This is a genomic window from Arthrobacter sp. TmtSoilC51 (assembly GCF_055388015.1).
The window spans coordinates 3,433,275-3,453,009 of the sequence record NZ_AP035877.1; the positions used below are offsets into that span (position 1 = coordinate 3,433,275).

The 19,735-nt window shown below is 62.3% G+C and carries 16 protein-coding genes and 1 tRNA gene; 8 read left to right on the forward strand and 9 right to left on the reverse strand.

Features of this window, described 5'->3' with window-relative positions:
* Positions 1-236: 236 nt before the first annotated feature.
* Genes thrB through argS form a run of 5 tightly spaced genes read right to left on the reverse strand, consistent with a single transcriptional unit; the run spans position 237 to position 6,738 of the window.
* The gene (thrB, locus tag ACZ5G6_RS15680) at positions 237-1,211 is read right to left on the reverse strand and encodes a homoserine kinase (protein ID WP_498686438.1); all 975 of its coding nucleotides are present in this window, start codon (positions 1,209-1,211) and stop codon (positions 237-239) included.
* A gap of 2 nt (positions 1,212-1,213) precedes the next feature.
* Positions 1,214-2,317, reverse strand: a complete 1,104-nt coding sequence (gene thrC, locus ACZ5G6_RS15685; RefSeq protein ID WP_498686440.1) for a threonine synthase — start codon at positions 2,315-2,317, stop codon at positions 1,214-1,216.
* Positions 2,318-3,628, reverse strand: coding sequence for a homoserine dehydrogenase (locus tag ACZ5G6_RS15690; RefSeq protein WP_223933491.1), 1,311 nt, complete (start codon positions 3,626-3,628; stop codon positions 2,318-2,320).
* Positions 3,621-5,084 (reverse strand): diaminopimelate decarboxylase, encoded by a 1,464-nt coding sequence (gene lysA, locus ACZ5G6_RS15695; RefSeq protein WP_498686442.1) that lies wholly within the window; start codon positions 5,082-5,084, stop codon positions 3,621-3,623. The genes ACZ5G6_RS15690 and lysA overlap by 8 nt, the downstream gene beginning before the upstream one ends.
* A 4-nt stretch (positions 5,085-5,088) precedes the next feature.
* Positions 5,089-6,738, reverse strand: a complete 1,650-nt coding sequence (gene argS / locus ACZ5G6_RS15700) for an arginine--tRNA ligase (protein WP_498686445.1) — start codon at positions 6,736-6,738, stop codon at positions 5,089-5,091.
* Between the two features lie 218 nt (positions 6,739-6,956).
* Between argS and ACZ5G6_RS15705 the strand changes: the two genes are divergently transcribed.
* The 6 genes from ACZ5G6_RS15705 (at position 6,957) to ACZ5G6_RS15730 (ending at position 11,691) form a co-directional block, all read left to right on the forward strand.
* Positions 6,957-7,433 carry an FMN-binding protein gene (locus ACZ5G6_RS15705; protein WP_223933495.1) on the forward strand — a complete coding sequence of 159 codons (477 nt, stop codon included), beginning with the start codon at positions 6,957-6,959 and terminating at the stop codon, positions 7,431-7,433.
* A 5-nt stretch (positions 7,434-7,438) separates the two neighbouring features.
* Entirely contained in the window at positions 7,439-8,311 is an 873-nt protein-coding gene (locus ACZ5G6_RS15710; RefSeq protein WP_223933496.1) for an FAD:protein FMN transferase, read from the forward strand.
* Entirely contained in the window at positions 8,308-9,810 is a 1,503-nt protein-coding gene (locus ACZ5G6_RS15715; protein WP_223933498.1) for an FAD-dependent oxidoreductase, read from the forward strand. The genes ACZ5G6_RS15710 and ACZ5G6_RS15715 overlap by 4 nt, the downstream gene beginning before the upstream one ends.
* A gap of 153 nt (positions 9,811-9,963) precedes the next feature.
* Positions 9,964-10,036, forward strand: a tRNA-Arg gene (locus tag ACZ5G6_RS15720).
* A gap of 227 nt (positions 10,037-10,263) precedes the next feature.
* On the forward strand, positions 10,264-11,307 hold the full coding sequence (locus tag ACZ5G6_RS15725) for a M4 family metallopeptidase (RefSeq protein ID WP_498686448.1): 1,044 nt from the start codon (positions 10,264-10,266) through the stop codon (positions 11,305-11,307).
* 81 nt (positions 11,308-11,388) lie between these two features.
* Positions 11,389-11,691 carry a protealysin inhibitor emfourin gene (locus ACZ5G6_RS15730; RefSeq protein ID WP_223933501.1) on the forward strand — a complete coding sequence of 101 codons (303 nt, stop codon included), beginning with the start codon at positions 11,389-11,391 and terminating at the stop codon, positions 11,689-11,691.
* Here ACZ5G6_RS15730 and ACZ5G6_RS15735 read toward each other — a convergent pair.
* Positions 11,688-12,656: a GlxA family transcriptional regulator gene (locus ACZ5G6_RS15735; protein ID WP_223933503.1), complete on the reverse strand. Its 969-nt coding sequence runs from the start codon at positions 12,654-12,656 to the stop codon at positions 11,688-11,690. The two genes, ACZ5G6_RS15730 and ACZ5G6_RS15735, sit on opposite strands and share 4 nt — an antisense overlap.
* An 81-nt stretch (positions 12,657-12,737) precedes the next feature.
* Here ACZ5G6_RS15735 and ACZ5G6_RS15740 point away from each other — a divergent pair, with 81 nt between their 5' ends.
* Both ACZ5G6_RS15740 and hrpA read left to right on the forward strand, forming a co-directional pair.
* On the forward strand, positions 12,738-12,908 hold the full coding sequence (locus ACZ5G6_RS15740; protein ID WP_223933505.1) for a hypothetical protein: 171 nt from the start codon (positions 12,738-12,740) through the stop codon (positions 12,906-12,908).
* A gap of 206 nt (positions 12,909-13,114) precedes the next feature.
* Positions 13,115-17,146, forward strand: coding sequence for an ATP-dependent RNA helicase HrpA (gene hrpA / locus ACZ5G6_RS15745; RefSeq protein WP_498686452.1), 4,032 nt, complete (start codon positions 13,115-13,117; stop codon positions 17,144-17,146).
* An 82-nt stretch (positions 17,147-17,228) separates the two neighbouring features.
* Here the strand turns inward: hrpA and ACZ5G6_RS15750 are convergent, their stop codons facing one another.
* The 3 genes from ACZ5G6_RS15750 to ACZ5G6_RS15760 are packed head-to-tail and all read right to left on the reverse strand — an operon-like array spanning position 17,229 to position 19,728.
* Positions 17,229-17,657, reverse strand: coding sequence for an HIT family protein (locus tag ACZ5G6_RS15750; protein WP_223933508.1), 429 nt, complete (start codon positions 17,655-17,657; stop codon positions 17,229-17,231).
* Positions 17,654-18,802 carry an NAD(P)-dependent alcohol dehydrogenase gene (locus ACZ5G6_RS15755; RefSeq protein WP_223933510.1) on the reverse strand — a complete coding sequence of 383 codons (1,149 nt, stop codon included), beginning with the start codon at positions 18,800-18,802 and terminating at the stop codon, positions 17,654-17,656. The genes ACZ5G6_RS15750 and ACZ5G6_RS15755 overlap by 4 nt, the downstream gene beginning before the upstream one ends.
* On the reverse strand, positions 18,799-19,728 hold the full coding sequence (locus tag ACZ5G6_RS15760; RefSeq protein ID WP_498686454.1) for a sulfurtransferase: 930 nt from the start codon (positions 19,726-19,728) through the stop codon (positions 18,799-18,801). The genes ACZ5G6_RS15755 and ACZ5G6_RS15760 overlap by 4 nt, the downstream gene beginning before the upstream one ends.
* Between the last annotated feature and the right edge of the window lie 7 nt (positions 19,729-19,735).

The window sequence follows — 19,735 nt, forward strand, 5'->3', positions numbered from 1 at the left end:
AGATCTGCAGCCGGTGATTTCGGCCGTGCCTGATGGATTGTGGCCAACAGGGCCGGATACTGATCGTCTTCATTGAATCCAGTTGCCCGGACAGCCGACTGAATATTCAGGGAACAGAGAGAGTTCTGCGGCACCTGAGACAGGCCGGAAGGAGACGGCACCGCCAGACGTTGGCACAGTTGACGAAAGGAACAGCGAAACCGCCAAGATCCAAAATCAGGGAACTGCCCGCGGCTTTACCGCCGGTGCACTTCCACTCTAGCACCTTCAACGTCCACAGCCAGCGTCATCACGCGCCAACTGACGTTGGGTGTGTTGGCCGCTGTGAAGGCCTCGATGAATTCGGCAACCGTTGCGGCCTCGCCGGGCCCGTTGGCGAGAACCATGACCGTAGGACCAGCACCGGAAACCACTGCGGCGTGGCCGGCAGTCCGCAGCGCTGCAATGAGGTCTGCGCTGGGCCGCATCGCTTCGGCGCGGTAGCTCTGGTGTAGGTAGTCTTCGGTGCCGGGCAGCAGGAATTCCGGCTGGGTGGTCAGCGCGTGGATCAGCAACGCTGCGCGCCCGGAGTTCATTGCAGCAGCGTGGTGGCCCACAGACGCAGGCAAAAGCCCCCGGGCAGTTTCGGTGGAGAGTTCGTAATCCGGAACAGCCACCACGGGAACCACGGACCGGGCTACTTCAGCACGCGTACTGCTGTACTGCTCGCTGTCCTGCCATGACAGCGCCAGTCCGCCGAAAATCGCGGGGGCGACGTTGTCCGGGTGGCCTTCCATTTCGCTGGTCAGTTGAAGGATCCAGTCGAGATCCCGCTGTGCCTCTTTCGGAACCAAAGCATTGGCAGCCGTAACGGCCGCCACGACTGCAGAGGCCGAGGAACCCAATCCGCGTCCATGTGGATTGACGTTGTCCGCCGTGATCCTCAGGCCCGAGTGCTTGAAACCCAATCGGTCCAAGGCGAGGTCGATCGCACGGACCACCAAATGGCTGGAGTCGCGGGGAAGGGTATCGGCGCCCTCACCGGAGAGCTCGAATTCGAGCTCTCCGGTGGTGAGCGTTTCCACCGTCAAGGTGTCGTAAATGGACAGGGCCAAGCCGAGGCTGTCGTAGCCGGGACCCAGGTTGGCGCTCGTACCAGGGACCTTGACGGTCAGCCGCTGGCCTGCCGCGACGAATTCACGATCGGTCGCGGTGGGCTGCGTTTGTTCCACTCTTACTTTTCTTCCAGTCCCAGTTCCGCGGCAACGGTAACGACGTCGTTGGAAACCTTGACCGGCTGGACGTCGCTACCGTCCTCCGTACGGAGAGCCCATTGGGGGTCCTTGAGTCCGTGGCCGGTAACAGTGATGACGATGGTCTTGCCGGAAGGAACTTCACCAGCAGCGTGCTTCTTGATAAGGCCTGCCACACCCGCAGCAGAGCCCGGCTCAACGAAGACGCCTTCCTTGGAAGAGAGCCAGCGGTGGGCGTCCAGGATTTCCTCGTCCGTGACAGCTTCGATCAGGCCGCCGGATTCGTCGCGGGCAGCGACAGCGGTGTCCCATGAAGCCGGGTTGCCGATGCGGATGGCAGTGGCAATGGTGTCAGGCTCCGTGATGGGGTGCCCGGCAACGAACGGCGCGGCACCTGCGGCCTGGAAACCCCACATGACCGGCGTCTTGGTGGAAACGGCGGGCAGTGTGCCGTTGGCCGTCTCGAAGGGAGCAGAGTACTCCTTGTAGCCCTTCCAGTAGGCAGTGATGTTGCCGGCGTTGCCGACAGGCAGCACATGGATGTCCGGGGCATCGCCCAGGGAGTCCACAACCTCGAAGGCACCGGTCTTCTGGCCCTGGATACGTGCAGGGTTGACCGAGTTCACCAGGAACACCGGGTAGGACTCGCCAAGCTTGCGGGCGATGTCCAGGCAGTCGTCGAAGTTGCCGTCAACCTGCAGCAGCGTGGCGCCGTGCGCGATCGCCTGGCTGAGCTTGCCCATGGAGATCTTGCCCTCGGGGACCAGCACGGCGCACTTGAGGCCGGCAGCCGTTGCGTAAGCCGCGGCCGAGGCCGAGGTGTTACCGGTGGAAGCGCACACCACAGCCTTGGCGCCCGCTTCCACGGCCGCAGTCATGGCCATGGTCATGCCGCGGTCCTTGAAGGAACCTGTGGGGTTCATGCCCTCGACCTTCAGGTACACCTGCGAGCCGGTCAGCTCGGAAAGCTTCTGGGCGTGGACGAGGGGCGTGCCGCCCTCGCCGAGTGTAATGACCTTGGTGGCTTCCGTTACGGGCAAACGATCAGCGTATTCGCGGATTACTCCGCGCCATTGGTGAGCCACTTAGACCCCTTCTACCCGCAGTACGGATGTCACAGAATTGATGACGTCCAAGCCCTTCACGGCCTCGACGGTTGCTGCGAGTGCAGCTTCGGATGCACGGTGCGTCACGATTTTCAGCTCAGCCGACTCAACATTCGAGGCAGAATCGCGGTGGATCGTTTGACGCATGATTTCGATGGATACGCCGTTCTCCGCAAAAATGTGGGCGATGCGAGCCAACACTCCAGCTTGGTCCGCTACGTCCAGACCGATGTAATAGCTGGTGTTGGAAGCGTCAATGGACAGTGCCGGAACGTGCCCGGTAGTTGTTTCCGTTCGGCCTGGACCACCCAGGACCAAGCGCCGGGCAGCGGAGACGAGGTCACCGAGCACGGCAGACGCCGTCGGGGTACCGCCGGCACCCTGGCCGTAGAACATCAGCTCACCGGCGTTTTCGGCCTCGATGAAGACGGCGTTGAAGGCACCGCGGACGGCGGCCAGCGGGTGTTCGCGGGGCAGGAGCGTCGGGTGCACGCGTACCGAAATGCCGCTTTCTGAATTGTCGATCTTCTCGGCGATCGCGAGCAGCTTGATGACGAAGCCGGCTTCCTTGGCCGAGGCGATGTCGGCGGCGCTGACCTTGGTGATCCCTTCGCAGTAGACATCGTCCAAGGAGAAGCGGGTGTGGAAGGACAGTGATGCCAGGATTGCGGCCTTGGCAGCTGCGTCATGGCCTTCGACGTCTGCCGTAGGGTCAGCCTCTGCATAGCCCAGGCGCTGCGCTTCAGCGAGGGCGTCCGCGAATTGGGCACCGGTGCTGTCCATCTGGTCAAGGATGAAGTTGGTGGTTCCGTTGACGATGCCGAGCACGCGGGTGATGCGGTCCCCGGAGAGGCTGTCGCGAATCGGACGCAGGATGGGAATGGCACCGGCCACCGCGGCTTCATAGGACAGCTGGACTCCAGCTTTGTCAGCCTCTTCATAAAGAGTGGGGCCGTCCTGGGCGAGCAATGCCTTGTTGCCGGTGACAACGCATGCACCATTCTGGATGGCGGTGACAATAAGCGTACGCGCGGGTTCGATCCCGCCCATGAGCTCGATGACGAGGTCTGCGTCCTTAACCAGGGTCTCGGCGTCCGTGGTAAAGAGTTCACGCGGCAGTTCGACGTCGCGGGGGGAATCGATATTGCGAACAGCAATACCGGAAAGCTCCAGACGGGCACCGCTGCGTGCAGCCAATGCCTCGGCGTCGTCAATAAGAATCCGCGCGACCTGGGCCCCAACGTTGCCACAGCCCAGCAGGGCCACCTTCAGGGTTCGCACTTCAGACATTCGCCACTCCCATGTCGCGGTTCAAGAGATCTTCTTCGGTTTCCCCGCGGACAATAAGCCTGGCGGCTCCGTCGCGCACAGCGACAACGCCAGGCCGGGCCAGGTAGTTGTAGTTGCTTGAGAGGGCCCAGCAATAGGCGCCGGTACCCGGTACTGCGAGCAAATCACCGGCTGCCACATCCGCGGGCAGATATACATCTCTAACAACTATGTCGCCGCTCTCGCAATGTTTGCCCACTACGCGGGACAGCTGCGGAGCTGCGTCGGAGTCACGGGACGCCAAAATCGCCGAATAATCCGCGTCGTAAAGCACCGGACGGGCGTTGTCGCTCATTCCGCCATCTACCGACACATAGCGACGCGGATACGTAACGTTCTCTTGCCCTTCGGCTTCACCGGGTGCGTCTACGCGGACCGTTTTCAGCGTACCGACCTCGTACAAGGTGAACGTGCTGCTGCCAACAATGGCGCGGCCAGGTTCGATGGAAATACGCGGTGATGTGATGCCCAACTCGGCGCACTTGGACCGTACGACGGCGGCCATCGCCTGCGCGATCTCGGCTGGCGGGCGCGGCGTGTCCACCGGGGTGTAGGCGATGCCGTATCCACCTCCGAGGTCCAATTCCGGCAGGACGATGGAGTACTTGGCCTGCATGACGGCGAGGAAGCCCAGGAGCTTCTCTGCTGCCAGCTCGAAGCCGTCCGGCTCAAAAATCTGTGAGCCGATGTGGCAGTGCAGGCCCAGAAGCTCCACGCTCGGGTAGGACGTCGCTGCAGCTACGGCTTCTTCGGCGGCGGACAATCCGGCTTCTTCGGTGGAGTCCTCAGCCATGGAGAGCCCGAACTTCTGGTCCTCATGTGCTGTGGCGATGAACTCGTGCGTATGGGCGTGGACACCGGGGGTCAGGCGCAGCATCACCTTGGCCGTTTCGCCGCGGCTCGATGCGATTTTCGCCACACGTTCCAACTCGTCGAGGCTATCCACCACGATCCTGCCCAGCTTCATGTCCAGCGCGCGGGTGATCTCGGCATCGGACTTGTTGTTGCCGTGCAGACCGAGGTTGGCGCCGTCGATTCCTGCGCGGGCTGCAACGGCAAGTTCGCCGCCTGAGCACGTGTCCAGGCGCAGGCCTTCCTCGGCCACCCAACTGGCCACGGCCGTGCATAAGAAGGACTTGCCTGCGTAGTAGACGTCCACTCCCCCGCAGATGTCTGCGAAAGCGTCGTCGAAGGCGTCCTTGAAGGCACGTGCACGGGACCGGAAGTCAGTTTCACTCATCACGAAGAGGGGCGTGCCGAATTGTTCCTTCAGGTCACTGACGGAAATACCATCAATGGTGACCTCACCGGCATCGTTCTTCTCCACTCCGGCAGCCCACATGGGCGACTGCAGTGCGTTGAGGTCTTCAGGGACAGCCAACCACCCAGGGGCCAGCGGCGAAGCGTTCGTGTTCATGGCTCTACATCCGTTCCGGGGCTGAAACGCCCAGCAGTCCGAGTCCATTGGCAAGCACCTGGCTGGTGGCGTCGTTGAGCCACAGTCGCGTGCGGTTGACGTCCTGGACAGGCTCTTCGCCCTGCGGCGAGACACGGCAGGCGTCGTACCAGCGGTGGTAGGCGCCGGCGATGACTTCAAGGTGGCGTGCCACGCGGTGCGGTTCGCGGAGCTCGGCGGCTTTGGCCACGATGGAGGGGTAACTGCCTAGGTAGGAGAGAAGCTCGTTCTCCGTCGCGTGATCCAGAAGTGATGCGTCGAACACGGAACGGTCCACGCCAGCCTCGGCGGCATTGCGCGCGGTTCCCCTGGAGCGGGCATGGGCGTATTGGACGTAGAACACGGGGTTCTCGTTGCTGTTCTTCTTGAGCAGCTCCGGATCCAGCGTTAGAGGCGAATCAGCCGGGAACCGCGCCAGGGAGTAGCGCACTGCATCCTTGCCCAGCCAGGAAATGAGGTCCTTGAGTTCGATGATGTTGCCCGCACGCTTGGACAACTTGGCGCCGTTGACGGACACTAATTGTCCGATGAGGACCTCGATGTTCACTTCGGGATCGTCGCCCGCGCACGCCGCAATGGCCTTCAGGCGGTTGATGTAACCGTGGTGGTCGGCACCGAGTAGGTAAATCTTCTCGGTGAAACCGCGGTCCTTCTTGGAGAGGTAGTACGCGGCATCGGCAGCGAAGTATGTCGGTTCGCCGTTGGCGCGGATCATGACGCGGTCTTTGTCATCGCCGAAGTCGGTGGTGCGCAACCAAACCGCACCGCCGTCGTCGAACACGTGGCCTTGTTCGCGTAGGCGGGCAACGGCAGATTCGATGGCACCGGCGTCGTGCAGTTCCTTCTCTGAGAAGAAGACGTCGAACTCCACACCGAAATCTGCCAGCGTTGCCTTGATATCCGCCATTTGTGCCTCGTAGGCAGCAGCACGGATGACTGGCAGCGCAGCCTCGTCCGTCAGTTCGTGGATGTCCGGGTGGGCCCTGAGCACTTCATCGCCGAGTTCGCGAATGTACTCACCGGGGTAGCCGCCCTCGGGGACGCCCCGGCCATGGAGCCGGGAGAGTACGGAGTTGGCAAACACGTTCATCTGCGAACCGGCGTCGTTGATGTAGTACTCGGCAGTGACATCGGCACCGGAAGCCCGGAGTACACGCGCAATCGCGTCGCCGAGCGCGGCCCACCGGGTATGGCCGATATGAAGGGGACCGGTGGGATTGGCAGAAACGAATTCCATGTTTACTACATGGCCCGCGAGCGCCCGGTTGGTCCCGTACGCCGAGCCCGCCTCAACGATCGCTTTGGCGAGCGCGCCTGCCGTGGCAGCATCAACGGTGATGTTCAGGAAGCCGGGGCCTGCGATTTCCACCCCGGTCACGCCGGGGATTTCCTGCAGGCGATTGCTAAGGATCCCCGCGAACTCGCGCGGATTCGTGCCGGCCTGCTTAGCCAATTGGAGGGCGATATTGGTGGCCCAGTCTCCGTGGTCCCTGTTCTTGGGGCGCTCCACCCGGACTTCGCCGGGGACAGCGGATTCCGCCAAGGCGATTTCGCCGGCAGAGACGGCGTCCTTAAGGCAGGTGGATATGGCAGCAGAGAGTTCTTCGGGAGTCACGTATCCAGCCTACCGGGGGCCTGCGAACTCGAGGAATTAAGGCTCGTATATGTGGATATGTTGGACACAGCGGATACACATAAACGGCTGGCGGCGCCCACAGGCTGAACCATTACGCTGATTTCAACGTTGTGAAGACGTAAGAGGTGGCTTTAGCGGTCATCCAGGGACCGCAACCATCCGTTGACCACATCTTGTCCAGTTGAAACGAGCAGAACGTGACTACGCCACTCCGCAAGAGCCTCTACGTCGGCTTCGCCAGCGTCTCCATCATCGGGACGGCAGCTGCCTGCGCCCCGGCAACGCAAGCCCCTTCAACCCAGTCGCCCGCTACCCAGAATGGCGGTCAGGCCTCGACGGGCAGTCCCTCTTCATCCGCTTCGGCTGGAAACGGTAGCTCAACGTATAAGGACGGCACATACAGCGCAGACGGAACGTACACATCGCCGAACGGCCAGGAGACAGTTGGAGTTGAGCTCACGCTGGCCGGGGACAAGGTATCGGCCGTGAACATCACCGTTCACCCGTCCAACCCAAACACGAAAAAGTTCCAAGGCGAGTTCGCCAGCGGTATCGCGGCGCAGATCGTCGGCAAAGACATCGACGAACTCAACGTTTCCAAGGTGGCCGGCTCATCCCTGACCTCTGGCGGCTTCAACGAAGCCGTGGAACAGATCAAGTCCCAGGCAAAGTAGCAGCCATGCCGCACCCGGGCTGGAGCATCTTCAGCTTCGAAGGGATCGGTACGCACTGGGAGATTTCCACGTCGGCGATTCTGGCGCCGGATGTTCAGCGCCAAGTGCTTGCAACCGTGGCTGATTACGACCAAACCTATTCGCGGTTCAGGTCCGATTCCCTGGTGTCCAAACTGCAGCGCGGGCCAGGGCGGATTTCCCTGCCCGGGCACGCTGTGGCCCTCCACGACGTCTACGAAACGCTGTACCGGCTCAGTAATGGGTCCATGACACCCCTGATCGGCAGTAGCTTGAACCGCCTTGGTTATGACTCCAGCTACACCTTGATTCCTTCAGGCAGCCCGGAGGGTGCGGCCAAGTGGGAAGACGTCCTTGAATGGTCGGGGGCCACGGTATCGGCCAAGGTTCCTTTGGTACTGGACGTTGGCGCCGCAGGAAAAGGACAGCTGGTGGACCTGATCGGTGAAGTCCTCCGTTCCGCCGGCCATCTGGACTTCCTTGTGGATGGCAGCGGTGACTTGCTGCATGCGGGAAGCCTGCCCGTGACTGTGGCCTTGGAACATCCGTACAACCCGAAGCAGGCAATCGGCACTGTGGAGTTGGATAATTCCGCCCTCTGCGCTTCTGCTTCCAACCGCCGGACCTGGGGCGACGGACTGCACCACGTACTGGATGGAATCACCGGGCAACCCATTCAAACCACAGTCGCCACCTGGACCATGGCTGCGAGCGCGATGGTGGCCGATGCGCTGGCCACGGCTCTCTTCATGGTGGAGCCCGCCCTCCTTGAGGCTGAGTTCGACTTTTCGTGGCTGCGGGTGTTTTCGGATGGTACAGCCACATTTTCGGCTGGCTTTGAGGGGAGACTGTTCACATGAATGCCATGAAGTCGGGATTGGACACCTGGTTGGGCCGGTTCACGATGTACCGCTTGATTTTGTGGGTGCTCGGTGTGCTGGCGGGCTACAGCCTGCTTTTGAACGTCCTGGGGTGGCTGACGTTTGGCCTGCCACAGATGCTGGTTCACCTTTGCCTGTGCCTGGGCGTGACCTATGCGTCAAACCGTCTGCTTGCCGTCGTTTTCAGGACCACACCGCATTCGGAGTCTTCACTCATTACCGGTTTGCTCCTGTATTTCCTGTTCTGGCCCACGTTCGTCCCCACCGACATGGTGGGTGTTGCGCTGGCTTGCGTCCTGGCCAGCGCTTCCAAGTACGCATTGGCTTTCCGTGGGCGCCACGTTTTCAACCCGGCTGCCGCGGGCGCTTTCATCACGGGCCTGACTGGACTGAACATAGCCACGTGGTGGGCAGCAACGCCCGCCATGTTGTGGCTCCTTGTTCCAGGGGTGCTTGCGGTCCTTTACCGCACCCGAAAAATACTCATGGCCACAGTTTTCCTCCTGATGGCCACAAGTATCGTCTGTGTGGAATTGTTGGGCCGCGGCATGACGTTCGGCCAGGCCCTGTGGCAGCCGTTGGCCCAGCGCCCCCTGCTCTTCTTCGTGGGTTTCATGCTTACCGAGCCGCTCACACTCCCTCCCCGCCGCTGGCAGCAACTGGCGCTTGCCGGCGTCGTAGGCGTTGTCTTTGCGGTTCCGTACAACCTCGGCTTCGTGGCCAATTCCCCTGAGCTCGCGCTCTTGGTGGGCAACCTCATCGCTTTCTTCCTCGGCCAGCGAGGCCGCGTGGAGCTGGCGTTCAAAGGATCCCGTGCCCTCACGCCGGGTACCAGGGAGTTCCGGTTCGAGCCAAAGCGCCCTGTCCGCTTCACAGCCGGTCAATTCATGGAGCTGAACCTGCCGCATTCAGGATCCGACGGGAAGGGCCGCCGCCGCGTCTTTAGCATCACCAGCGCCCCCGGCGCTCCGGAAGTAACTTTCGGCGTTGGAACTGCCGAGCCATTGTCCACTGCCAAGAAGACCCTGTTGGCGTTGAAGCCTGGTGACACGATTTCCGCCACTGCGGTGGGCGGAGACTTCGTGCTCCCGCGCGACGCCGCCAAGCCGGTCCTGCTGATAGCTGCTGGTATCGGAATCACGCCGTTTCTTTCCCACCTTGCGTCCGACGCCGCCACCCGGGACACCGTGGTCCTGTACCTTGCCGCAGGGCGCAGCGAACTCGCCGCCTGTGAGCAATTGGAGGAATCCGGGGTGAAGGTCATCGCCCGGCTCGCGGACGGCTCCACTCCCCCGGATTTCATGCACGACGCCGGAACCTCCAGGATCGACGCGCAGCGCCTCAAGGAACTGGTACCGGACATCGCAGACCGCGAGGTATACGTCTCTGGTTCCCCGGCGAGCGTGGACTCCCTGCGTGCCGCAGCACGCGGCGCAGGCGCGCGGCGGGTACATGTTGACTCGTTCGCAGGGTACTGACCCGCAGGGTACCGGCCTGGCGCTACCCGCCCCGCCTTGTGGTGCACGGCGCTCAAGAGTGCATTGTGCTTGGACCCGCGCCGCGTTTTCTTTTAGGGCTCAGTGGCTGCTAAGCTCTAGGACGTCCCACCGGCAACGGAGGGAACCCCGGATGCCCTCGTAGCTCAGGGGATAGAGCGTCTGCCTCCGGAGCAGAAGGCCGTAGGTTCGAATCCTATCGAGGGCACATACGGATACCCCGCCAGTCCAACTGGCGGGGTATTTTTTGCATTCCATCCATACACGTTGTCCCATGACCCCCTCCCGCAACTGCATAACCCGGGGCTGGCCATCTTCCGCAACCCGGGTTGCCACTATCAGTTCGGGGCTTGCCGGGCGCACACCCCAAAATTGTCATCCCCCACTCCTAGGCTGATCACAACTGCCAGTCGCCAAGAGCCAAGAGGGGTTACCGTGAAGTGTTCGATCATTCCGCCTTACATGCTGCGAAGGATTGCTGCCCAGAGCGAACCACGGTTATGGGCTGTTGCCCGTGCCGCGAAGGAGTCGCTCCTGCATATTAAGGATCTTCAGGCGGTCCGCGCGTCCCCGGCCCCCGCGGTGTCACCAAGCGCCCTGGCGGCCAAGCCGGGCCCACCCAAGCGCACCATCTACGACGCCGATACCTCCGAAAACCTGCCCGGCAGGGTGGTCCGTAAGGAAGGCACTGCCCCTACTGGGGACGCCGCTGCCGACGAGGCCTATGACGGCCTGGGCAGCACGCACCGACTCTATGCAGAGATCTTCGGCCGGGATTCCATCGATGGTGCCGGCCTGGCACTGGACGCGACCGTTCACTACGGCAATCTGTACGACAATGCCTTTTGGGATGGGAACCAGATGGTCTTTGGGGATGGCGATGGTGAGATTTTCCAGCGCTTCACCAAGTCCGTCAGCGTAATCGGCCACGAGCTGGCCCACGGCGTCACTCAATTTACTGCTGGGCTCAATTACCGTAACCAGGCCGGAGCCCTGAACGAGTCCATGTCGGACGTCTTCGGGGTGCTCGTGGAGCAGTACCTGAAGCAGGAAAGCACCGAGCAAGCAAGCTGGCTGATCGGCGAGGGCCTTTTTACCGACAAGGTCCAAGGTGTGGCCTTGCGCTCGATGAAGGCCCCGGGTACCGCCTACGATGACGACCTTCTGGGTAAGGACCCGCAACCTGACTCCATGGACACGTACGTTCGGACCAGTGCGGACAATGGCGGAGTGCACATCAATTCGGGCATCCCCAACAGGGCGTTCTACCTTGTTGCCTCCGAGTTGGGCGGCAACGCTTGGGGTGTGCCGGGGCAGATCTGGTACGGGACGCTCACTGGAGGGTCACTTCCGCCAGCTTGCACCTTTGGCAAGTTCGCCAAGACCACTGCGGCTACAGCTGAAGAACTTTTTGGAGTTGGTTCCGTAGAGCATGACGCCGTCCTTAAGGCGTGGGAGACTGTGAAGGTCAAGGTTTAGACCAGCCGGCGGGACCGTCCGGCCACGGGCCGTCCCGCCGTCGTTGGCTAGGCCAACACGTCGAACGAGAAGCAGCCGGTCATGAAAATCACGGTCCAACGCAGTGGGGGCATAGCCGCAATGACACGCGTCTGGAGCGTGGAGGCAGTTTCTGACGATGAAAAAGAGCGCTGGCTGCCGATCGTTGAGGCATGCCCCTGGGACGAGGCAAAGAACCACGCCAGGACGGCGAACGAACCGGATCGCTTCATGTACTCCATCAGGGCAGGCCAACGGCGGGCGACGTTGCCCGAGCGCGCCGTCACAGGACCCTGGCAGGAGCTGGTGGAATGCGCCAAGGCTGAAGGCTCCGAATCCCGCGGCCGCCTGGGGGTCCGCCGCTAGATCGCCTCGGCCAATTGCCCACGGAAGGCCCTCCGGTAACTCTGCGGACTCGTATCCAGCACCTTGGTGAAGTGGTGGCGCAGCAGAACGGAATGCCCGAACCCTGCTTCGCGGGCAATCTCATCGATATTGAGCTCCGTGGACTCCAACAGTTCCTGCGCCCGGAGCACACGCTGGGAGTTCAACCAAGCCGCAGGTGTAGTCCCTGTTTCCGCCCTGAAGCGGCGTGCGAATGTTCTGGGCGACATGTGCAACCGGCCAGCTAACTCGTTGACACTGTGTTCTTCGTCGAGGTGTTCAACCATCCACCGCAGGAGTTCCTCCATGGGCGCTGACCCACAGCGCGGCATTGGCCGGTCTATGAACTGGGCTTGGCCGCCGTCGCGATGTGGCGGGACTACCATGTCGCGCGCGATCGCGGCAGCTACGTTGGCTCCCAGCTCTACACGGACAAGATGGAGGCAGGCATCAATTCCGGCGGCAGTTCCTGCGCTGGTAATGATGGTTCCATCCTGTACATAGAGGACATTCTCATCCACTACCACTGCCGGGTAGCGGCTCGCCAGATCCTGCGAGTAGTGCCAATGGGTGGTGCATCGCCGGCCATCAAGCAGGCCGGCCCGGGCCAACGCGTAAGCGCCGGAGCAGATGGACATCACCCACGCGCCGCGGGCGTGAGCCGCCCGGAGTGCATCCATGACAGATTCGGGGACCTCCTGGTCCCTCCCGAAGGGCGCCATGATGACGAGGTCAGCATCAGCAGCAGCCTCCAGTCCAAGGTCGACGTGCAACGAGAGCCCGGACTTCATTCGAATGTCCCCCGGTTCCGGCGCGCACACCCTGAAGTCGAAAGCAGGTACGCCTGCGCCACGGTCAGATCTATCGATTCCGAAGACCTCAAAGGCCGTACCGAACTCGAAGATCGAGAAGTTGGGGACAACTATCACGGCTACTGACTTCAACATATCTCCAGTGTGGCAGAAAATTGTCTAAATGGGGCATTTCTGCCACTGTTTCCTGGATGTCCCCCGGAGAAGGATGGAGGCATGGAAATCTTCGGAATCATCCTCTTCATCGTCCTAGTCACTGCTGTCGCCGCCACCTTGGGCGCCCTCTTGAAGGACGGCCGCGGCCACAACCCGCCCGTCAACTCCAAGGAGCCTTGGAGCGCCTTTGATGCTCCCAGCACGCCGTATTGGAATCCACGTATCTACTAGCCGCCACCGGCAGCGCACTGGAAGCACTCAGCAACGGCCCATCCCACCGACGCCCGTCCTTCACGGAATTCATCAGGATTTCCTGAACGACGGGCGTCCCTATGCGCCCCGCTTCCAGCGCTGCTGTTGAAGGACTGCCGGGCCTGCCTGACATGTGACGGGGACAGCGGACGTTGGCGAGAAGCCACAGTAGACTGGCAGCAGCCATGACACTTCATATTTCCTACCCCGCTGAGCTGCCGGTATCCGAGCGCCGCGAGGATCTGATGGCGGCGATCGCCGCAAACCAGGTGACCATCATTGCCGGCGAAACCGGCTCGGGCAAAACCACCCAGATCCCCAAGATGTGCTTGGAACTCGGCTTGGGCGATAAAGGCCTGGTCGGCCACACGCAGCCACGCCGACTGGCGGCCCGGACCGTTGCAGAGCGCATAGCGTCGGAGCTGGACGTCGAGATTGGCCAGGAAGTCGGCTTCCAGGTCCGTTTCACTGGGGAGGTCAGCGCATCAACCAAAATCAAGCTCATGACCGATGGCATCCTCCTTGCCGAGATCCAACGGGACAAGCTCCTGCGAAGGTACAGCGCCATCATCATTGACGAGGCCCACGAGCGCAGCCTCAACATCGACTTCATCCTGGGATATCTCAAGCGGATCCTGCCCCAGCGGCCCGACCTGAAAATTATCATCACCTCGGCCACCATCGATCCTGAACGCTTCGCAAAGCACTTCGGCACGGAGGAATCCCCCGCGCCCATCATCGAGGTTTCCGGCCGCACCTACCCGGTAGAGATTCGGTATCGGCCCTTGTCACAGCCTGCCGGCGCGGACGAGGACAGCTCCGACGACGAACTGGAAGAGGACCGGGACCCACTGGATGCAGTCTGTGACGCCGTGGATGAGCTGGCCAAGGAAGCACCTGGCGACATCCTCGTTTTCTTCTCCGGCGAGCGCGAAATCCGCGACGCCGCCGAGGCCATCAATGGCCGCATACAGACCAACCGACGCCTCGCCGGCACTGAAGTCCTGCCTCTCTTTGCCAGGTTGAGCCTGCAGGAGCAGCATCGGGTCTTCAATCCCGGTGGAAAGCGGCGCATCATCCTCGCCACGAACGTCGCGGAAACCTCGCTGACTGTCCCCGGCATCAAATACGTGATCGATACCGGCACGGCCCGCATCTCGCGGTACTCGCACCGGACCAAGGTCCAACGGCTACCGATCGAACGCGTGTCCCAAGCCTCGGCGAACCAGCGGTCCGGGCGTTGTGGCCGCGTGTCCGAGGGTATTGCCATCCGCCTCTACTCCGAAGAGGACTTTGAGTCCCGCCCGCAGTTCACGGACCCGGAGATCCTGCGGACCAACCTTGCCGCCGTTATTCTCCAGATGACGGCCATGGGTGTTGCCCGCGGTCCCAAAGACGTTGAGAACTTCCCGTTCGTGGAACCGCCTGATTCCCGCGCCATTAACGACGGCGTCACCCTACTGCGCGAACTGGGCGCCCTCAGCCCGGCGACAACGGGCACGCCTGCGTCCAAAGATCCCCGCGGTAACCGTCCGGGCGGCAGTGGCCTGACCGCCGTCGGGCAGAAGCTTGCCCAACTGCCGGTGGACCCCCGGCTCGGCCGCATGATTGTCGAAGCCGGAAAGCGCGGGTGTGTCCGCGAAGTCATGATCCTGGCGGCAGCCCTTACCATCCAGGATCCACGCGAAAGGCCGACCGACAAGCAGCAGCTCGCCTCGGAGAAACACGCGCGGTTCCGGGACGAGAACTCGGACTTCACCGGCTTCCTCAACCTGTGGAACTACGTCCAGGAGAAGCAACGCGAGTTGTCCTCCACACAGTTCCGGCGACTGTGCCGTAACGAGTTCATCAACTATCTTCGCGTCCGTGAGTGGCAGGACCTTTTCACCCAGCTTCGCCAACTCGCCAAGCCCCTGGGCATCACGCTGGACAATAAGCGTGAAGCTGACCCCGTAGGCAACCACGAGGGGATCCACATCAGCCTGCTGTCAGGCCTGCTGAGCCACATCGGCCTCCTTGATGAGCGCAAGCGGGAATACGCGGGCGCCCGCGGCAGCCGCTTCGCGATCTTCCCCGGCTCTGCCCTGTTCAAGAAATCTCCTGCATTCGTCATGGCCGCCGAGCTGGTGGAAACGAGCCGCTTGTGGGCACGGGTAGCTGCCAGGTTCGATCCTTTGTGGGTGGAGCAGGTAGCCCCGGACCTCGTGAAGCGCTCCTACAGCGAGCCCCATTGGTCCGCACGGCAGGGCTCTGTGATGGCCCACGAGAAAGTCACGCTGTACGGCGTGCCAATCATCCCAAACCGGCGGGTCAACTACGGCCGCATCGATCCGGAATTGTCCCGTGAACTCTTCATCCGCCACGCGCTGGTGGAGGGCGAGTGGAAGACCCACCACAAGTTCTTCCACCGCAATCGCGCGCTCCTGCAGGAGATTGAGGAGCTTGAGACCAGAATGCGCCGGCGGGACATTCTGGTGGATGACCAGACGCTCTTCGAGTTCTATGACGCCCGGGTGGGCAAGGACGTCGTGTCTGAAAGGCATTTCGACAAATGGTGGAAGGAGGCCCGCCAAGCGGATCCTGCGCTGCTGGACTTCGACCAATCGCTGTTGATGAGCGAGGACGCCGAGGCCCTGGATGATTCCGCCTACCCCAAGACGTGGCTGCACAAGGGCTTCGAACTCCCCCTGAGCTATGAGTTCCATCCGGTAGCTCCCGGGTCTGCTCCGAATCCCTCCGACGGCGTCACCGCAGAGGTTCCGGTGTTATTCCTGAACCAATTGGACGATGCACCATTCCGGTGGCAGATTCCGGGACAACGCGTGGAGCTGGTCACGGCGCTCATCAAATCCCTCCCGAAGCAGGTCCGGAAGAACTTTGTGCCTGCACCTGACGTTGCCCGCCAGGCTACCGCAGCCTTGGAAAAGGACTTCGACCCCGCCACGGACGAGCTCGAGCCATCCTTGGAGCTGGTTCTTCGCCGACTTCGCGGGCACGTCATCCCACCGGGATCATGGAATTGGGAGGCAGTGCCTCCCCACCTTCGGGTGAGCTTCAAGGTGGTGGACAGCAAGGGCAAGGTCCTCGATGAAGGCAAGGACCTGCCACAACTGCAGGAAAAGCTGGCCCCGGCGACTCGTCGGGCAATCGCAGAGTCGCTCGGCGCGACACCAGCGACGACGGCCCCGGGCAAGGGTGGCAAAGGAACCGGAAGGCCGGGCGCGTCAAACGGAAAAGCGGCCGGGGCCAGTTCAGAAGGCGGGTCAAGTTCGGCGGCCGGCGCCAGGTTGAGCCCTGATGCACATCATGGCGTGCACCCCGACGCCTCCCCTGCTCCTGGAGTTGTTGCCGAACGCACTGGGATCACCGAGTGGGATTTCGGGACCGTGGAGCGCCAAGTCACCCGAACGGTCAAGGGACACGCCGTCACCGGCTTCCCGGCGATCGTGGATGAGGGTACATCTGTAGCCCTCCGCGTCTTCCAAACCCGGCAAGAGCAGGAAGCTGCCATGCGTGGTGGGGTGATCCGGCTCCTGGCACTGCGAATCCCCGCCCCGGACCGATACGTGCTGGAGCATCTGAGCAATACGGAGAAGCTGACGTTCAGCCAAAACCCACACGGCTCCGTCAGTGCCCTGATCGCAGACTGCGCCCTCGCCGCCATCGACAAACTGACGCCAGAGGCACTTCCTTGGGATAAAGAAGCCTTTGATGCGTTGTATGAAGTAGTCCGCGCTGAGCTGATAGATACGGTATTTACGGTGACAGCCGTCGTCGAACGCATCCTGGCGAGCACGCGCAGGATCCAGAAGCAGCTGAAGTCCAGTGCCAGCCTGCCCCTCATCAGCGCCCTGAATGACATGAAGAGCCAACTGGAACAGTTGGTCTTTCCGGGCTTTGTGGCACAGACGGGCTACGCGCAGCTGAGCCAGCTCCCGCGGTACCTGCAAGCGATCGAGAAGCGGCTGGAGAAGCTCCCGGGCAACGTGCAACGCGATGGACTGAATATGGCAATCGTTCAGGCGCTGGAGGATGACTACGACGACGCTGTGTCAGCGTTGCACGCTGGACGCCGGGCAGGGGCGGAGTTAACCCGGGTGCGCTGGATGATCGAGGAACTGCGTGTCAGCCTCTTCGCCGTCGAATTGGGTACGGCCTACTCGGTCTCCGAGAAGCGAATCCGAACGGTCCTCAACCAGGCCTTGGCGCCTGCCTAGGTCCGGCCGCCTGCTTAGGTCCGACTTAAAAGCAACCCGGCGGTGCTGATTCAGCACCGCCGGGTTAACTTGTCTGGAACGCTCAGTCCTCGGGCACGAAGCTTTCGTGGCCGGCAGCCCGCAAGGCAGCGCGGAGCTTCACGGCCGTGGCATCCATGACCGCAGGATCCGGGTTATGGTCCACGTTGTGCACCTCAAAGTCCGCCATTGAATAGGCGGGCCAGATGTGCACGTGCAAGTGCTCAACCTCGAAGCCTTCCATCAGGACGCCCACGCGCTTGGCACTGAAGAGCTCTTCCTGGACCTTGCCGATGCTCTGGGCAACGTCCATAACCTTGGCCAACAGCTCCGGGCTGGCGTGCGTCCAGGAATCCACTTCCTCACGAGGCACCACCAGCGTGTGGCCCGGCGTGATCGGGGCGATGGTCAGGAAAGCCACAACGTCCTCGTCCTTCCAGACGAAGCGGCCTGGGATTTCCCCATTGATGATCTTGGTGAACAGCGTGCTCATGCATCTGCCCTTTCTGACGGTTCCTGAAGTGTTGCGGTGTCCAGCACGAAACGGTACTTTACGTCCCCGGCCACCATGCGGTCGTACGCTTCATTGAGCTGTTCGGCGCCTACGATCTCAATGTCGCTGGCAACTCCATGCGCGGCGCAGAAGTCGAGCATCTCCTGGGTTTCCCCGATCCCGCCAATCAGCGAACCTGTATAGGCCAATCGACGGCGTATCAGGAGCCCCGGGCTGACGGGCGGCATGTCTTCACCCGGCAGTCCAAGCTGGAAAAGTGCTCCATCAAGCCGCAGCGTGCGGAAGTAGGGGTTGAGGTCGTGTGGCGCGGCGACGGTGTCAATCATGACATCGATGCTGCGGTTGGCACCCGCCATGGCCTCGGGGTCCTTCGAGAACACCACGTGGTCCGCTCCCAATTCCCGTGCGGCGCCGAACTTCGCTTCAGAAGTGGTAAACACAGTTACCTCCGCGCCCATGGCCTTGGCGATCTTGACGGCCATGTGGCCCAAGCCGCCAAGCCCCACCACTCCCACCGAATCTCCCGCTTCGACGTCGAAATACCTCAACGGCGAATAAGTGGTGATTCCGGCGCACAACAGCGGAGCGGCGGCCGCGGCGTCCAGGGCTTCAGGGATGCGCAGCACGAAGCGCCGGTCAACCACCACCGACGTCGAATATCCGCCCTGCGTGATTGCGCCGCCATTGCGCGGGTCCGGAACTCCGTACGTGCCAACATTGCCCCGCTCGCAGTACTGCTCCAGTCCTTCCAGGCAGCTCTCGCATTCGCGGCAGGAATCCACCAGGCAGCCAACGCCGACACGGTCACCAGGAACGAAACCCTGCACTGCGGCGCCGACTCGGGTAACCCGGCCAACGATCTCGTGGCCCGGGACCAGCGGATAGGGTGGCAAACGCCATTCACCACGTGTCGCATGAACATCCGAGTGGCAAAGACCGCAAAACTCGATCGCGATCTCCACATCGTCTTCCTTCGGCGCCCTTCGCGCCACGGTCAGCGGTACCAGTCCGCTGTCCGGGGAGGTGGCACCAAACGCTGCCGCGAGCGTGGATCCTGCCAGTTCCGATGATTGCACGGGGATTGGCTTCGCTAGGGGCGGGGGCACGGGGCGTCCAGGCGTCATGATCCGACGCTACTCCCGGCACCGGCGCTTGTGCCACTTGGGCGGCGGGCGATTGGGGTATCCCCATCCTTCGCCTCGCGTTCAGCCTCGAACGGTTCACTGCCAACGGCTACGGGATTGTCCGCATTGTTTGACCATTGCGAAAACGAACCCGGGAAGAGCGCCGCTGAATATCCGGCAAGTTCCAGGGCGGCGACCTGATGCGAGGCCGTTACGCCGGAACCGCAATACACAGCGACGTTGGCGGAGGCGTCAACTCCCAATTCAGCGAAGCGCCTGCGCAATTCCTCCGCTGGCAGGAACGTGCCTTCCGCGGTGACGTTTCCGGTGGTCGGTGCGCTCACAGCGCCCGGAATATGTCCGGCACGGGGATCGATCGGTTCGATTTCGCCCCGGTACCGTTCCTCGGCCCGTGCATCCAGCAGTACGCCTTGTTCATGCCAGTGCGCAGCTTCCTCCTCGGTGATCGTCGGCATGTTGCCGCCGCCCAGGGTGACATTCCCGACGTCGGGAGTCACCTCGCCTGCCTCCGTCGGGTGACCTTCCGCGCGCCAAGCGGCCAGGCCGCCGTCGAGCAGGTAGACGTTTTCCACGCCTGCGTTCCTCAGCATCCACCAGGCTCGGGCCGCGGCCATGCTGCCACTGTCGTCGTACGCGACTACGGTGTCGCCGTCGTTGATCCCCCATCGTCGCGCGGCAACCTGGAAGCTGTCCACGGACGGAAGGGGATGGCGGCCCAAGGCGGGCTGCGCGTGGTCCGCGAGTTCGCTGGGCAGGTCCACAAAAACCGCACCTGGCAGATGGCCTTCCAAGTACCGGCTACGTCCATCCGTTCTCCCCAGGACCCATCGAACGTCCAGGAGTATGGTCCGCACGCCCGCCGCGAGCCGCCGGTGTACTTCGGACGCGTCCATCAGAATGGTCATCTGCTCT

Coding starts and splice junctions, on each gene's coding strand:
- ACZ5G6_RS15690 (WP_223933491.1), bottom strand. CDS start 3,628: ATGTCTGAAGTGCGAACCCTGAAGGTGGCCCTGCTGGGCTGTGGCAAC.
- lysA (WP_498686442.1), bottom strand. CDS start 5,084: ATGAACACGAACGCTTCGCCGCTGGCCCCTGGGTGGTTGGCTGTCCCT.
- ACZ5G6_RS15710 (WP_223933496.1), top strand. CDS start 7,439: ATGCCGCACCCGGGCTGGAGCATCTTCAGCTTCGAAGGGATCGGTACG.
- ACZ5G6_RS15715 (WP_223933498.1), top strand. CDS start 8,308: ATGAATGCCATGAAGTCGGGATTGGACACCTGGTTGGGCCGGTTCACG.
- ACZ5G6_RS15730 (WP_223933501.1), top strand. CDS start 11,389: ATGAAAATCACGGTCCAACGCAGTGGGGGCATAGCCGCAATGACACGC.
- ACZ5G6_RS15735 (WP_223933503.1), bottom strand. CDS start 12,656: ATGTTGAAGTCAGTAGCCGTGATAGTTGTCCCCAACTTCTCGATCTTC.
- ACZ5G6_RS15740 (WP_223933505.1), top strand. CDS start 12,738: ATGGAAATCTTCGGAATCATCCTCTTCATCGTCCTAGTCACTGCTGTC.
- hrpA (WP_498686452.1), top strand. CDS start 13,115: ATGACACTTCATATTTCCTACCCCGCTGAGCTGCCGGTATCCGAGCGC.
- ACZ5G6_RS15750 (WP_223933508.1), bottom strand. CDS start 17,657: ATGAGCACGCTGTTCACCAAGATCATCAATGGGGAAATCCCAGGCCGC.
- ACZ5G6_RS15755 (WP_223933510.1), bottom strand. CDS start 18,802: ATGACGCCTGGACGCCCCGTGCCCCCGCCCCTAGCGAAGCCAATCCCC.
- ACZ5G6_RS15760 (WP_498686454.1), bottom strand. CDS start 19,728: ATGACCATTCTGATGGACGCGTCCGAAGTACACCGGCGGCTCGCGGCG.